The 14,446-nt window shown below is 60.2% G+C and carries 8 protein-coding genes; 3 read left to right on the top strand and 5 right to left on the bottom strand.

Translation table 11 applies throughout. From position 1 onward, the window contains the following. Positions 1 to 18: 18 nt before the first annotated feature. The 5 genes from pgi to MIH18_RS01800 all read right to left on the bottom strand — a co-directional run bounded on the left by pgi (position 19) and on the right by MIH18_RS01800 (position 9,260). A complete protein-coding gene (pgi, locus tag MIH18_RS01820) occupies positions 19 to 1,701 on the bottom strand; it encodes a glucose-6-phosphate isomerase (protein ID WP_249013738.1) in 1,683 nt (560 codons plus the stop codon). Continuing rightward, positions 1,698 to 2,789, bottom strand: a complete 1,092-nt coding sequence (gene tal / locus MIH18_RS01815; RefSeq protein WP_249013737.1) for a transaldolase — start codon at positions 2,787 to 2,789, stop codon at positions 1,698 to 1,700. Before tal ends, pgi begins: the two co-directional genes overlap by 4 nt. Positions 2,790 to 2,889: 100 nt before the next feature. Next, entirely contained in the window at positions 2,890 to 4,365 is a 1,476-nt protein-coding gene (zwf, locus tag MIH18_RS01810) for a glucose-6-phosphate dehydrogenase (RefSeq protein WP_249008783.1), read from the bottom strand. Beyond that, entirely contained in the window at positions 4,362 to 5,387 is a 1,026-nt protein-coding gene (gnd, locus tag MIH18_RS01805) for a phosphogluconate dehydrogenase (NAD(+)-dependent, decarboxylating) (RefSeq protein ID WP_249013736.1), read from the bottom strand. The genes zwf and gnd overlap by 4 nt, the downstream gene beginning before the upstream one ends. Before the next feature lie 51 nt (positions 5,388 to 5,438). After that, entirely contained in the window at positions 5,439 to 9,260 is a 3,822-nt protein-coding gene (locus MIH18_RS01800; RefSeq protein WP_249013735.1) for a hypothetical protein, read from the bottom strand. A 209-nt stretch (positions 9,261 to 9,469) separates the two neighbouring features. On the opposite strand from MIH18_RS01800, the gene MIH18_RS01795 reads away from it, so the two are divergent. The 3 genes from MIH18_RS01795 to MIH18_RS01785 all read left to right on the top strand — a co-directional run bounded on the left by MIH18_RS01795 (position 9,470) and on the right by MIH18_RS01785 (position 14,434). Then, a complete protein-coding gene (locus MIH18_RS01795; protein WP_249013734.1) occupies positions 9,470 to 10,282 on the top strand; it encodes a VTT domain-containing protein in 813 nt (270 codons plus the stop codon). Between the two features lie 262 nt (positions 10,283 to 10,544). Further along, positions 10,545 to 13,094, top strand: a complete 2,550-nt coding sequence (mprF, locus tag MIH18_RS01790; RefSeq protein WP_249013733.1) for a bifunctional lysylphosphatidylglycerol flippase/synthetase MprF — start codon at positions 10,545 to 10,547, stop codon at positions 13,092 to 13,094. After that, positions 13,091 to 14,434 carry an AcvB/VirJ family lysyl-phosphatidylglycerol hydrolase gene (locus tag MIH18_RS01785; protein WP_249013732.1) on the top strand — a complete coding sequence of 448 codons (1,344 nt, stop codon included), beginning with the start codon at positions 13,091 to 13,093 and terminating at the stop codon, positions 14,432 to 14,434. Before mprF ends, MIH18_RS01785 begins: the two co-directional genes overlap by 4 nt. Positions 14,435 to 14,446 lie beyond the last annotated feature (12 nt).

The raw sequence follows: 14,446 nt of genomic DNA, 5'->3' as shown, positions 1-14,446 counted from the left end.
GTGGGCATCGTTGGCTCCTCAGGGTTGGGTTGCAGGCGTATTGGCCGAATGTCGGCGCCGATAACGCCGGATCAGCGCGTTGGTTGAACTGTCGTGGTTGAGTGGTGTGGTGTTCGCGCTATCGAGCTCGGGCAACACACGCTGCGCCAATACTTTGCCGAGTTCGACTCCCCATTGGTCGAACGAATCGATGCCCCAGATCACGCCCTGCGTGAACACGCTGTGCTCGTAAAGCGCGATCAGCGCGCCCAGGATTTTAGGCGTCAATTGTTCGGCCAGGATCGTGTTGCTCGGCCGATTACCTTCGAAAACATGGTGCGGCACCTGCTCGGATGGGATGCCCTCGGCAGCCACGGATGCCGCGTTCTTACCGAACGCCAGCGCCTCGCTCTGCGCAAACAGGTTGGCCATCAGCAAATCGTGCTGATCGCCAAGCGGGTTCAGGCCCTGGCAGAAGCCGATAAAGTCGCACGGCACCAAGCGAGTACCCTGGTGCAGCAACTGATAGAACGAATGTTGGCCGTTGGTTCCGGGCTCACCCCAGAGGATGGGTGCGGTGTCGACGTCGACGCGCTGGCCGGTCTGAGTCACATGCTTGCCGTTGCTTTCCATTGTCAGCTGCTGCAGGTACGCCGGAAAACGCTTCAGGTACTGCTCGTACGGCAACACCGCGGTGGTTGCCGCGCCGAGAAAGTTGTTGTTCCAGATCGCCAGCAGCCCGAGCAAGGCGGGCATATTCGCCTCAATCGGCGCCTGGTGAAAGTGTTGATCCATCGCATGGAAACCGGCCAGCAAGTCGCGAAAGTGCTGCGGGCCGATGGCGAACATCGTCGACAGACCAATCGCCGAGTCCATCGAGTAGCGGCCGCCCACCCAATCCCAGAAGCCGAACATGTTTTCGGCGACAATACCGAACTGCGCCACTTCTTGAGCATTAGCGGAGACAGCGGCGAAATGCCGCGCGACAACTTTGTCGGCGCCGAGCTGGTTGACACTCCACTCGCGCGCCGCACGCGCGTTGGTCAGTGTCTCCTGCGTGGTGAAGGTCTTCGAGCAGACGATGAAAAGCGTTTCGGCGGCGTCAAGATCGCGCGTTGCCTCAACCAGATCGGTGCCGTCGACGTTGGAAACAAAACGCAGCGTTAGATCGCGCTGGCTATAATGACGCAAGGCTTCATAAGCCATCACCGGCCCCAGATCAGAGCCGCCGATGCCGATGCTGATGACGTTACGAATACGCTTACCGGTGTGGCCGAGCCAGCCGCCGCTGCGCACGGCGTCGGCAAATGTCGCCATACGCTGCAGCATCGCCTGCACCTCGGCGACCACGTCGACGCCATCGACGACGAGCTTGTCGTTAGCCGGTGCACGCAGCGCGACGTGCAGCACAGAGCGCTTCTCGGTGGTGTTGATAAGGTCGCCACGGAACATGGCTTCAATACGCTCGGTCAGACCACAGTCGGTGGCGAGTGCGGTCAGTAGCTGCAACGTTTCCCCGTCGATGCGGTTCTTCGAATAGTCAAGATACAGGCCGGCCGCTTCAAGTGAGAATCGTTGGCCGCGCTGCGCGTCGGTCGCGAACAGATCATGCAGATGAGTGTGGCCAATTTTCCTATGGTGGGCCACGAGTGCCTTCCACGCCGGCTGCAACGTTGGCGAGCTTGGAGTGGCGCGTGATGTCGCGCCTTGGCGGGCGCTCATGTGTCGCTCTCGGTCAGGCTGGTGCGCTTTTCGGTGATACGCGCAAGCAGTGCCTGCCACGATGCGGCAAAAGCATCGGCGCCCTCGCGCTGCAAACGAACGGCCAGGGCTTTGTCGTCGATGCCCTCGCGCCTGAACACTTTCAACTCCACCTCGGCGTAGCCCCCATCGATTGGCAGCGTGGCGCTCACCTCGCCGTGATCGGCAAAGGCATGCAGGGTCTTTTCGGGAATCGTGTTGATGGTGTCAGGCGCCGCCAGCGCCTCGACGTACAGCGTGTCCGGTGCGGTAGGGTCCTTGGTTCCAGTACTCGCCCACAGCAGCCGCTGCGGCTGTGCGCCCGCTTCAGCAAGTTGCAACCAGCGCGGCGACGCGAGCAAATTGCGATAGGCTTTGTAGGCGCCCATGGCGACCGCAATGCCCAGGCGATTGTGGAAGACTGGCGCGACGTCGTCCTGCACGGCCACGTCCCAGCGGCTGACGAATATTGAGGCCACAGAGCGTACGTTTGGGTCTAAACCCGCCTCGATACGGCGTTCGATGCCACGCATGTAGGCCTCGGCCGCCGCCAGGTACTGTTCTTGCGAGAACAGCAATGTCACGTTCACCGGCACACCGGCGAAGATCGATTCTTCGATGGCTTCGGCCCCGGCGGCTGTGCCGGGTATTTTAATAAAGAGATTTGGCCGGTTGGCCGCGGTATGCAACCGGGCTGCGGCCTGGATGGTGCTGGCGGCGTTGTCGGCCAACAAAGGTGACACTTCGAGAGAGATCCAGCCGTCAAGCCCGCCGGTGGCATCAAAGACCGGACGAAACAGATCGGCCGCAGCGGTCAGATCCTCCAGCGCGAGCGCAAAGAACAGATCCTCTACGGATTCGCTACGTCGCGCCAGGCGCTTTATCGCTTCATCGTAGAAGCTGCCGTGACCAATCGCGTGTTCGAAGATCGTCGGATTTGACGTCAAGCCGGTCACCGACCAGTCGGCGATGTAGCGCGCCAGGGTGCCCGTTTCGAGCATTTCGCGGCTGATGTTATCGACCCACAGGCTCTGGCCCAGATCGTGCAGTTTTCGGGTGTTGGTGTTCATCATGCCTCCTTGTTCGCGCGCGGCTTGATCAATTGCAGGAGATCGAGATCTGCGAGTTCGCCGATGTGCTCGATGGTGATGTCGGCGGCTGGCTGGCCCGTCATTGCGGACCTCGTTCGGGCTTGTCGTTCTGAGTCGGTGCGTCAGTTGCGGGGTCGTGCCAGCCACCGTCATCGGCGATCAGCATGTCGGCTGCGATCGGGCCCCAGCTCCCGGCTTCATACGACAGTGCGGGGCCATGCTCGGTCAGGACTGGCTCAACCACTGTCCAGGCCGCCATCACCGCGTTCGCGTCGGTGAACAGCGCGCCGTCGCCTGCCATCGCGTCACCGAGCAGGCGTTCGTAAGTGGACATCGCACCCGGCTCTTCTTCGCCATCTCTCCCCCCCAAATATAGCTCACGCTGAACGCCAACGAACTTTTTGCCCGGGCGTTTGATGCGCGCTGCCAGCGCAATGCTGGCCTCGGGCTGCAAACGAAAGCGGAAGTAGTTGGCGCGGCCAGCGGCCGGCCCCGAATCGTCGAACAAACATTGTGGCGGTGGCTGCATCTGCACCTGAACCTCAACCACCGAACGCGGTAGCTGCTTGCCGGCGCGCAGGTACCAAGGAACGCCGGCCCAGCGCCACGAGTTAATGAACAGGCGCAGCGCGCAGAATGTTTCGACATCGGAGTCGTTGGCGACGCCTTTTTCATCGCGGTAACCGATGTATTGGCCGCGTACCAGATCACCAGGCTTAAGCGGCTGCATCGCGCTAAGCACGCTTGATTTAGCGCTGTGCACGGCTTCGAACCCTTGGAAGGCCGGCGGCTCCATTGCCAGCATCGCGACGATCTGGAACAGATGGTTTTCGATCACGTCGCGCAGGCAGCCAGCGCTTTCGTAAAAGGCGCCGCGCCCACCCACCCCGAAGTCCTCGGCCAGCGTCACCTGCACGCTGGCGATGTGGTGGCGATTCCAAACCGGTTCGAGAAACGAATTCGCGAAGCGAAAGTACAGGATATTCATGATCGCCTCCTTCCCCAAGTAGTGGTCGATGCGGAAGATCGATGACTCGGGAAAGACAGCCTGCGCCACGGCGTTCAATTCGCGCGCGGATGCGAGATCGCGACCGAAGGGTTTCTCGACGATGACCCGCGCGTCCTGTGCCAGGCCCGCGTGGCCCAGGCTCTGGATCACGATGGCGAACAGCGAGGGGGGGATCGCGAGGTAAAACGCTGGCCGCTGCGCGCCATCAAGTGCCACCTTTAAAGCGGTGAAGGTGGCGGCATTATTGTAGTCGCCGCTGACGTAATTGAGCAGCGCGATCAGACGATCAAATGCGGCGGGGTCATCGATGCCGCCGGCATGATCTTCGTGCAGCAGGCTGTCGCGTACGTGGCTGTGCCATTCGTCAACGCTCCACTTAGATGATGCCACGCCGAGCACTGGCACTGTGAGTGAGCCTTTCTTCACCATGGCGTAGAGCGCAGGGAAGATTTTCTTGCTGGCAAGATCGCCGCTGAAGCCGAAGATCACCAAGGCGTCGGAATGCGACCGATCTGCGCTCGCTCCGGTGCCATCGGTGGCGTTCATCGCGAGCCGTCCTGTGGCTTCTCGATATGGCCGCCGAAGGCGTGGCGCATCGCCGACAGCAACTGGTTAGCAAAGTCTGCCTCTCCGCGAGACGCGAGACGCTCGTGCAAAGCCGCGCTGAGCACTGGCGTAGGTACCCCCTCGTCGATCGCCGCCTGGAGAGTCCAGCGACCTTCACCCGAATCTGAAACACGGCCGTCGAAGGCTTCGAGCTGCGGATCCTGCAGCAGCGCGCCGGCGGTAAGATCGAGCAGCCACGAGCCGATCACGCTGCCGCGGCGCCAGACCTCGGCAATCTCGGGCAGATTCATCTCATAACGGTAGAACTCGGGGTCTCGCAGTGGTGTGGTTTCCGCATCGCTGGATTGTTCTTGTTGGCCGATGTTGGCGCTACGCAAGATGTTCAGGCCTTCGGCATAGGCCGCCATGATGCCGTACTCGATGCCGTTGTGAACCATCTTGACAAAATGGCCCGCGCCCGACGGGCCGCAATGCAGAAAACCTTCTTCTGCCGGTGCGTTTGCGCCGCTGCGCCCGGGCGTGCGCGGTGCCTTTCCAACGCCGGGTGCCAGCGCAGAGAAGATCGGTGTCAGGTGTTCGACGACAGGCTTTTCGCCGCCGATCATTAGGCAGTAGCCGCGATCTTCACCGGCGACGCCACCGCTGGTGCCGACATCCAAGTAGTGTATGCCTGTCTCGAACAGGCTTTTTGCGCGTCGAACGTCGTCGCGGTAATAGGAATTGCCACCGTCGATGACGATATCGCCCGAATCCAGATGTGGCGCTAGCTGTTCGAGAGCCTGATCGACGATGGCGGCCGGCACCATTAGCCACAGCGCCCGCGGGCGGGCCAGTTTGGCCACGAGCTCCTCCGGCGAGCTTGCGCCAGTGGCGCCTTGCGCGCACAAGGCGGCGACCGCATCGGGTTGCGTATCATGAACGACGCACGTGTGCCCATTGGCCATCAGGCGTCGCGCCATGCTGGCCCCCATCCGTCCCAGTCCGATCATTCCGAGTTGCATGTTGTTCTCCGGTTTTCTTTCGGTCTTTTTTTCGATATACAGCCTTAGCGATCAATTGCTTTGAGGCAGGTTCACGATGACCAAGTGCACCTGACCGTCATCGACGAGTGTGAAAGAGCCACCGTCAATTTCGGCGCCATCTAGGACAACGCTCGTAGTAGTTGCAGCTTCGGCGCAGCGACAGGTGATGTCGTAGCGCGAAGCGCCGAAACGGTATTGCATATCGAACGTCATCCAGTGCGGCGGCAGGAGAGGGCGCATGCGCAGTTGGTTGCCGCAGCGTTGCAAACCGAGCAACGACTCACTGATCAACTGAAACATCCACCCAGCCGACCCGGTGTACCAGGCCCAACCGCCGCGCCCGACGTGTGCCGGGTTGGTGTAAACGTCACCTGCGAGCACATAGGGTTCCACTTTGTAGGTGGTAACGGCCGCAACGTCCGCCGTGTGGTTCAGCGGGTTCAGCAGAGCGAACAATTCCCATGCGCGCTTGGCGTCGCCGAGTGCCGCGAAGGCCATCGCTGCCCACACCGCCGCGTGGGTGTATTGGCCGCCATTCTCGCGCACGCCTGGCACGTAGCCCTGAATGTAGCCGGGCGATGGCGTGCTGGTATTAAACGGCGGGTCGAGCAATTGCACGAGTTTGGTGTCACGGTGTACGAGCCGCTCATCGAGTGAGGACATTGCGCGCTGCGCGCGCTCGGCAGGTGCTGCGCCGGACAAGACCGACCAGCTCTGCGCAATCGAGTCGATCTGACATTCGGCGTTCGTGGTAGAACCGAGCACGCTGCCATCGTCGAACCAGGCGCGCTGGTACCAGGCACCGTCCCAGGCCGAGGCCTCAATGCGCGAGCGTAGCTCCCGAGCCTGGTGTTCGCACAGCTCGGCAAAATCGAGCTCGCCATGCGCCCGTGCCAGCGGCGCGAAGCGCGTGAGTACTTCGTACAGGAAGAAACCCATCCAGACGCTTTCACCACGGCCACCGGCGCCCACCAGGTTCATACCGTCGTTCCAGTCGCACGAACCCATCAACGGCAGGCCGTGAACCCCTTGCGTCAGACCCCGGCGGATCGCTCGTACACCGTGTTCATAAAGGCTTGCGACTTCGTCCGATACATCCGGCCGTTCGTAATTCGACATCTCGCCTTTCTTTAACGGCCGGCTTTGCAGGAAGGCGCAAGTCTCGTCAAGAACGCCGGTGTCGCCGGTGGTTTCGACATAGCGACAGATCGTCAGCGGCAGCCACAGAAAATCGTCGGCGCAGCGCGTACGCACTCCCTTGCCGGAAGGTGGATGCCACCAGTGCTGGGCATCGCCTTCTATGAACTGGCGTGAGGCGGTGCGCAGCAGGTGCTCACGCACCAGGACCGGCGCGGCATGGACCAGCGTCATCACATCCTGGAGCTGGTCGCGAAAACCAAATGCGCCGCTGGATTGATAGAAGCCGGTGCGGCCCCACAGCCGCGATGCGATCACCTGATACAGCAGCCAGCCGTTGGCCAGCACATTCAGCGTCGGATCGGGCGTCTGCACCTGAACCGCGCCCAGTGTGTGATGCCAAAACGCGTTCACGGCGTCGAGCGCCTCGTCTGCCGCGCGGGGCCGGCGCCAGCGGCTTACCAAGTCACGCGCCTCGTCAGCGGTCTTGCCCGCACCGAGTTTGAACACCAAAACGTGCGTTTGTCCCGGTGCCAAGTCAACGCCGACGCGCAGGACCGCACACGGGTCGAGCGCGGCGCCGACCCGGCCCGACAGGTGCGCCTGCGACAGTGCGGCCGGTGCAGCCAGACTGCCTGCTGTGCCAAAGAAGTCGGCTCGGTCGCCGCAGACCTCGGTCGTGGAATTAACGCCGTCGGTATGGACATCGAAAAACGCGGTGCGACCTTCGAAGTCGGTGTTGTAAGCGTTGCGCGCGAATAACGCACCGGTCTGCGCGTCAACCTCCGTCACCACGTGCATTTTTGTCTTCGCGCGTTCGTCGCCGAGCACCCAGTCGACGTAACCGGTGACCGCCAGCTGGCGCGGTCGATCTGATTGGTTGCGTAAGCGCAGAACCGAGAACTTGACCGGGCTGTCGATCGCGACGTAGATGCGCAATTCGGACTCGATGTCGTCTTCAGTGTGTTTGAATAAGCTGTAGCCGAAACCGTGGTGGATGGTGTACGCGCCGGCGCCGGGCCTGGGCAGCAGCGTCGGTGACCAGGCCCGGCCGCTGACGTTGTCACGGATGTAGAGCGCTTCCGTGTTGGGGTCGCTCACCGGGTCGTTGGACCAGGGTGTCAAGCGGAATTCGTGGGCGTTCTCGCTCCAGGTAGTTGCGCTGCCGCTCTCTGACACCACGGTGCCGAAGTCGGGGTTGGCGATCACGTTGACCCAGGGGGCGGGCGTCATGCGCGTCGCTGACGTGGTGATGACGTATTCGCGGCCGTCGGGCGTGAAGCCGCCGTAGCCGTTGAAAGCGAACAGGTTATCGGGTAGGGGGTGGTTTGCGACCGCGAGTGCCGGCGCCTGCTCGGGTTCGTAGCCGGGGCCGGGTGTTGCATCGGTGAAGTGAAGCGCGAGTGGTGCGCTAAGCTCGTTGGCGTCGGTGCTGACGATTCTCGCGACGCTTTGCAACAGGATGCGATCACCCTCGTCGAGCGTTGTGCCGTCGAGCACGAAGATCCCGCCGGGTTTGCCAATAAGGGCCGCTCCGGGTCCCGCGTCAACCTCCTGCCGGGCCCGATCAAAGAGCCGCGGTTCATCGTCGGTCGAGGTTGACGGCGTGCACAGCACGGCCAGTTCGCTGCGCAGACCGAACGCGGCCCAGTAGGCGTGCGCGCGCACCATCTGTTGAATGGCTATCGTTAATTTCGGGCCGGTCAGAGCCAGCAGTACAACAGGTACATCGCCCGAGATGCCAAAGCCCCAAAGTCCCGACTGTCCACGTCGGTTTTTCTCGATAACGTCGGCGTTTGCACGCAGCCCGGCTGTGCCGTAGGCAACCGATACCGCCATGCGCTGGTAGAGCACTGCGTCAGCGTCGTGTGCGCCGAGCCTGCGCAGCAGGGCTCGGCGATATGCGCCAGCCTGTTGCAGAATCTGTCTTGCTGCTTGGGCCTTCCGAACTTTTTGTACCAGCGCTACGCAGGCCTCGCGCGTGGTCGCGACACCGGTCAGCCAGTCGATGGTGATTGACCCACCCGCTTCGAGAACGAATGGGACACGGATGGCGGCCACCGCGTCGAGCACGGGGCCCACGGTGCCCGATAGTGAGGCACCATCTTCCAAGGCCTGCGGATTGCCCGCGTCGCGGCCGCGCCCGATGAAACGCATGCGATCGGTCTCGAACGTCATGGTTCCGGCCGCCGCGCCGCCCACCAACGCCGTGTGAAAGAACCAAGGCGTGGGGTCGGCGGGCGCGCTTGGCCGCCGGGTTGCGATGATCGCTTGTAACGGCCGATAAAATTCGGTTTCAATGAAAAGCTTGCTGAACGCCGGGTGCGCAGAGTCGGTTGCCGGCGGGCTCAGCACAATTTCCGCATAGCTGGTCGCGCTGAGCGTCAGACGTCTTGTAGAAATATTGGTAAAAACAACACGGCGCAATTCCACCGGCTCGTCCAACGAAACCGCGAATTCACTGCGGGTCTCAAGGGTTTCGTCATGCGCCCAGACGCTGGAACGGCCGTCGCGAAAGTCATGTCCGGCGGTTCCTTTCAGCCCTCTGCCTGGCGCTGCATCGCCCCGCACATGGAGGCGCGTGCCGCAGAGGTCGAGCGTCGCGTCTGCGCACCACCGCGTGACCGCCAGGCCCTCCCAAAAGCTGGTTCCATGACCCGACTCAGTGACCATGAGGTGATACGAACCGTTAGACAGAAGTTGAAGCTCAGCCATGATTGGACCGACCTCGCAATACGGTGGCGGTAAACAGTTAGCTCAAAGAGTATGCGCCATTTAAGGTGTTGGTCGGTACGCTGGCGCACAAACCACGCCCGGTGTGGATTAATGTTGCGGCAAACAGGGACATCACAGCATTCCGCGGGTGGACGACGATCGTAGCTGTTAAAGTGCACTCTATCCGATAACACCGAATGGAAATGTTAATGATGAGCACCAACACGGCACTGGGCAGGCTATTTGCGCGGGCTCGATCACGCACCGTACTTGTGTATATCATCGGGGGTGTGTTTCTCGTCGCCGCTGTGATTGCTAGTGTCGATCTGGTTCACCACGTCGCCGCAATCGAAGCCTGGATTGCTCATCTCGGTGTGTGGGGAATTACGGCGTTCATCGTGCTTTTTGTTATCGCGACGTCGTTGCTGGTACCCGAATCGGTCTTGGCGATGACGGCCGGCGTGCTGTTCGGTTTTGCCTGGGGGCTGGGTGCCGTAATGGTGGGCACTTTTATCGCAGCGAGCTTTCAATACGCTTTATCGCGATGGTTCTTGCGTAACAGGATTGCGACGGTGCTGGAATCCCGGCCTTCATTACGCGCGATTCAGCAGGCGGTTCTCACCAACGAATTTAAGCTTCAGGTGCTATTGCGACTGACTCCGCTGAACCCGGCAACCATCAGCTACATGCTTGGCGCAACGGGTGTGCGTTTTTCAACGTTTTTACTCTCCTGCTTTGCCCTAGTGCCGCACGCAGTGATTGAAGTGTATTTCGGTTATGCCGGACAGCACGCGGCACAGATGGTTGGGCGTGACAAAGGCGGGCTAAACCTGCACGACTTTGTCATTTTCGCAGGTTTCGTTGTGACCGTTATCGTCGTCGCAGTCGTTGCGAAGATAGCGCACAAGGCTGTCGTGGAAGCCGCATCACAGGTCGAAGCAGGCGCGCCTGCTGTTGCAACCAACAATACTGCGCCCAAGCCCAAGCCCAAGCCCAAGCCCAAGCCCAAGCCCAAACCCTGAATAATAGCCGTTTGATACTGACTTGGCGTTGCCTTATGTTTACCTACGAATTTATTGAACCATTAAATCGATTATTCCTTTCTTTTTGTCAGCCAATTTAAATCTGTTTCTTTCATTATTTTAAAGTTTCTGAAAACTTTAATCTTCTATGATTATGGTAATAACAGTGTGGTGCACGGTGGGTATGTGTCGTCTTTTCTTTAAATTGAATACGCAGCAGTTTTTTAATCGCATCCTACTCGAAAAAAAAGGCCAATAGGGCATGTCAAATAATGGGTTGAGCAAGTCGGCCATAGCCTGGCCGGTGCTGATCGGGCTGGTGTTGTTCGGATTGGCAATCTGGTTCATTCATCGGGAACTGGCGCACCTTGATTTGCGCATCATCTTGGCGCAGATCGCTGCCACGCCGCCGGGCCTTATTCTGCTTGCCGTTGCTGCCACGGCGGGCAGTTATTTTACCCTTACCGCCTACGACCGGTTGGCGCTGCGCTGGATCGAGCGCCCCTTCACTCATCGCCGTATCGTTCTGGCCTCTTTTACGGCTTACGCGCTGGCGAACAACGTTGGCTTCGGCGTGCTCAGCGGGGGTGCTGTGCGTTACAAACTCTATGGAGGCTGGGGGTTGAGTGCTGCGGAGATTGCAAAGATCATAGGCTTCGTTGCTTTGACCACAGTTTTGGGGATATCGACCATTCTGGGGATTGCCGCCATCGGCGAAGGCCAGCGTCTGGCGGGGCTGGTGGGTTTGCCAGGTTGGTTCGGACCGCTTTTCGGCGTGGTTGTGCTGCTGATACCTCTGGGGTGGTTGGTGCTGGCGGCGTTGAAGGTTGTGAAACTGACCTGGCGCGACCACACCTTGGCGGTGCCGAGCCTGCCAATTGCGACTGGTCAGATCGCCGTGTCGCTCATTGACCATGCCTTCGCGGCGCTCGCACTCTACGTGTTGTTACCGGATTCGGTGGGATTTGGTCCTTTGGGCTTTTTGGGTCTTTATATCATCGCTAACACCGTTGGCCTGATCAGTAATGTACCCGGCGGGATAGGCGTTTTCGACGCGGTTATTTTGCTCGCTGTGCCTCACGAAGCCAATGCCAGCACGGTGGCGGCCTTGGTGACTTATCGCGTTATCTATTATCTTTTGCCGCTTGGCCTGGCCGGTCTATTGTTTGCGGGACACACGCTACGCCACTCCGGCCGGGGCTTGATGACCTGGAGCCTGCCCCTGGCGCCCTCGTTGTTCGCGGTTCTGGTGTTCGTCTCGGGCTTGCTGCTGCTTGTTTCGGGGGCGACGCCCAGCATTGAATCACGGGTTGGTTGGTTGAACGCTATTGTTCCTCTTGGCGTGATCGAGTTGTCGCATTTCTTTGGCAGCCTGGTGGGGGTGGCGTTGCTATTGGTCGCCGATGGGCTACGCCGCCGTATCGACGCCGCATGGCTTCTGGCGTGTGGCTTTCTGGCTGCTGGAATTCTCTTTTCGCTGCTGAAGGGAGCGGATTACGAAGAGGCGTTAGGGCTAACGGTCACCTTGGTAATCCTGCTGCCATGTCGTCGCGCCTTTGATCGTAAGACCCGGCTGCTCGCCTTGACTCCATCCCCCAGCTGGTTGGTAACCAGTGCGGCGGGCGTAGCCGCCTGTTTGTGGCTTGGCTTTTTCGCCTACCGTCACGTCGATTACGTCAACGATCTATGGTGGTCCTTCATGCTTGATGAGGACGCGCCGCGTTTTTTGCGGGCAAGTGTCGGTGTCGTTCTGGTGTTGGCAATCGTGGCGCTGCGGCTGGTTCTGCGTCCCGCACCCGCGCTGTTCACCTTGCCAGAGGCCGACGACCTGACCCGGGCTGAAGGCGTGATTCAACATGCCGACGGGTTAGGTAGCTCCGCCTCGCTTGCACTGCTCGGCGACAAGTACTTGCTGTACAGCCCCAGTGGCGAAAGCTTCATTATGTTCGGCATTCAGGGCGTCAGTTGGATCGCGATGGGGGAGCCGGTTGGCCGTCAGAATGAGCGACGGAACCTGGTGTGGTCTTTCGTGGAAGCCTGTCATCGACATGGTGGACGACCGGCGTTCTATCAGATTACGCCAGACGCTATGCCGATGCTGGCAGAGGTGGGCCTGGCCTTCCAGAAGCTTGGCGAGCAGGCCTATGTGCCGCTCGGACAGTTCGATCTGCAAGGTCCGGCCAAGGCCAAGTTGCGCCAGACCTGGAACCGTGGTCAACGCGATAAACTCGTTTTCACGGTAGTGGCCAAAGCGGAAGTACCTGCCATCATCAACGATTTGCGGACGATTTCAGATCAATGGTTGGGCAACAAAAACGCTAAAGAGAAGGGGTTCTCCCTCGGACGTTTCGATGCCGACTACATTCGCCGTTTCCCCGTCGCGCTACTGCGCCTTGAAGGGCGCATCGTGGCCTTCGCTAACCTCTGGACAACACCGGATTGCCGCGAGTTATCCATTGATCTAATGCGCTATGTTGAGGACGCGCCCCATGGGGTGATGGATCTCTTGTTCATTGAGCTGATGCTGTGGGGACGACAGGAAGGCTATGCGGAATTCGACTTGGGCATGGCGCCTATGTCGGGGCTGGAAGCGCGAGCGCTGGCACCCAGGCTGTCCCGAGCCGGGGCGCTGGTATTTCGTCATGCTGAACACTTCTACAACTTTCAGGGCTTGCACGCCTACAAAGATAAATTCGACCCGGTCTGGCGCCCCCGTTATCTGGCGGCGCACCCCGGGATCGAGATGGCGCTAACGTTAGGTGACACGGCGTTGATCATTAGCGGCGGCATGAGAGGGTTGATAAGCCAATGAGCAAAAGAAAGTTTTTTGCTGGTGCACTGTCGATACTGACGCTCGTGGCGGCTTGCCAGCCTCAGGAGACGACGATTGAGGCAGGGCGGATGGGCGAGGTTGCCTATCTGGCACCTGAGGGCGAGCCGAATAACGTCATTTTTCTATTCTCCGATACAACCGGCTGGAACACCGACCTGGACGAGGTGGCCCAAACCTGGCAGAGCAAGGGTGCTGTCGTGCTTAAGGTGCCCCTGCCGAGCTATCTCGACGCGCTGCGAAAAAGCGATGACGGTTGCCACTACCTGATTAGCGAGATCGAGGATACGAGCTATCGACTCCAGACCGAACTGGGTACCGAGCGCTATCACGCGCCGATTCTGGCGGGTACCGGGATGGCGGCGACTATGGTTTATGCCGCACTGGCCCAGTCACCGGCAGCGACGATTGCAGGTGCGGCAAGCGACGGCCTGTTGTCCCGTCTCGACACCAAGGTGCCGCTGTGCCCCGGTGCCGCATCAACACCGGCAGCCGGGGGCGGTTTCACCTACGCGCCCACGTTGGCTTTGAACGGGTGGTGGCGCTTGTTGTCGTCTGGGGATCAACGGGAGCCGGCGCAGAACTTTGTTCATGGCATGGCTGGCGCCGAGTGGGTCACTGCGCCGCGAAATTCAGGTCTGACCGAACGCTTCGATCGGCTGTTGCAGGCCGCCTTTGTCCCGTCAGTAGGTGGCGGTGACGCGGCGTTGGCGAAGTTGCCTCTCATTGAGTTGCCCGTCAAGAACGACGGAAATCTAATGGTGGTGATTTGGTCGGGTGACGGCGGTTGGCGGGATCTCGACAAGACCATCGGCGAACGCATGCAAAGCCTGGGCGTTCCGGTGGTCGGTGTCGACTCCCTGCGTTACTTCTGGCGCGAAAAGACGCCGGAACAGATCGCCACTGATCTTGCTGCCATCCTGCGTCATTACCAGACAGCGTGGGGGCGGCCGCGGGTGATACTGGTCGGTTACTCCTTCGGTGCCGACATTATGCCTTTTGCCGTCAATCGTTTGCCCGAGGATCTTCGGATGCAAATCGCGCGCATCTCTCTGCTCGGAATGGCGCAGAATGCAGTTTTCGGTATCCATGTTACTGATCAACTGCTGGGCCGCACGAGCGACGACGAGCTACCCGTATTACCGGAAGTGGAGAAGCTCGACCTTCGAAAAGTGCAGTGTTTTTACGGTATAGACGAAGAAGATACCGCTTGCACCGCGGGTGTTTTCGATCGCGCCGAGCGGATCGAGACCCAAGGCGGGCATCATTTTGACGGAAATTATGATGCTCTGGCGCAGCGCATTCTGCGTGGAGCCCAATAGCCGTCTATCAAA

Origin of the sequence: Marinobacter sp. M3C (assembly GCF_023311895.1) — a bacterium.
Lineage (GTDB): Bacteria > Pseudomonadota > Gammaproteobacteria > Pseudomonadales > Oleiphilaceae > Marinobacter.
Note: the sequence above shows the minus strand (reverse complement) of the source record. Positions and strands in the feature narration are given on the sequence as shown.

Excerpts from the sequence above, each read along its gene's own strand:
- pgi (WP_249013738.1), bottom strand. The coding sequence starts at position 1,701 with ATGAGCGCCCGCCAAGGCGCGACATCACGCGCCACTCCAAGCTCGCCA.
- tal (WP_249013737.1), bottom strand. The coding sequence starts at position 2,789 with ATGAACACCAACACCCGAAAACTGCACGATCTGGGCCAGAGCCTGTGG.
- zwf (WP_249008783.1), bottom strand. The coding sequence starts at position 4,365 with ATGAACGCCACCGATGGCACCGGAGCGAGCGCAGATCGGTCGCATTCC.
- gnd (WP_249013736.1), bottom strand. The coding sequence starts at position 5,387 with ATGCAACTCGGAATGATCGGACTGGGACGGATGGGGGCCAGCATGGCG.
- MIH18_RS01800 (WP_249013735.1), bottom strand. The coding sequence starts at position 9,260 with ATGGCTGAGCTTCAACTTCTGTCTAACGGTTCGTATCACCTCATGGTC.
- MIH18_RS01795 (WP_249013734.1), top strand. The coding sequence starts at position 9,470 with ATGATGAGCACCAACACGGCACTGGGCAGGCTATTTGCGCGGGCTCGA.
- mprF (WP_249013733.1), top strand. The coding sequence starts at position 10,545 with ATGTCAAATAATGGGTTGAGCAAGTCGGCCATAGCCTGGCCGGTGCTG.
- MIH18_RS01785 (WP_249013732.1), top strand. The coding sequence starts at position 13,091 with ATGAGCAAAAGAAAGTTTTTTGCTGGTGCACTGTCGATACTGACGCTC.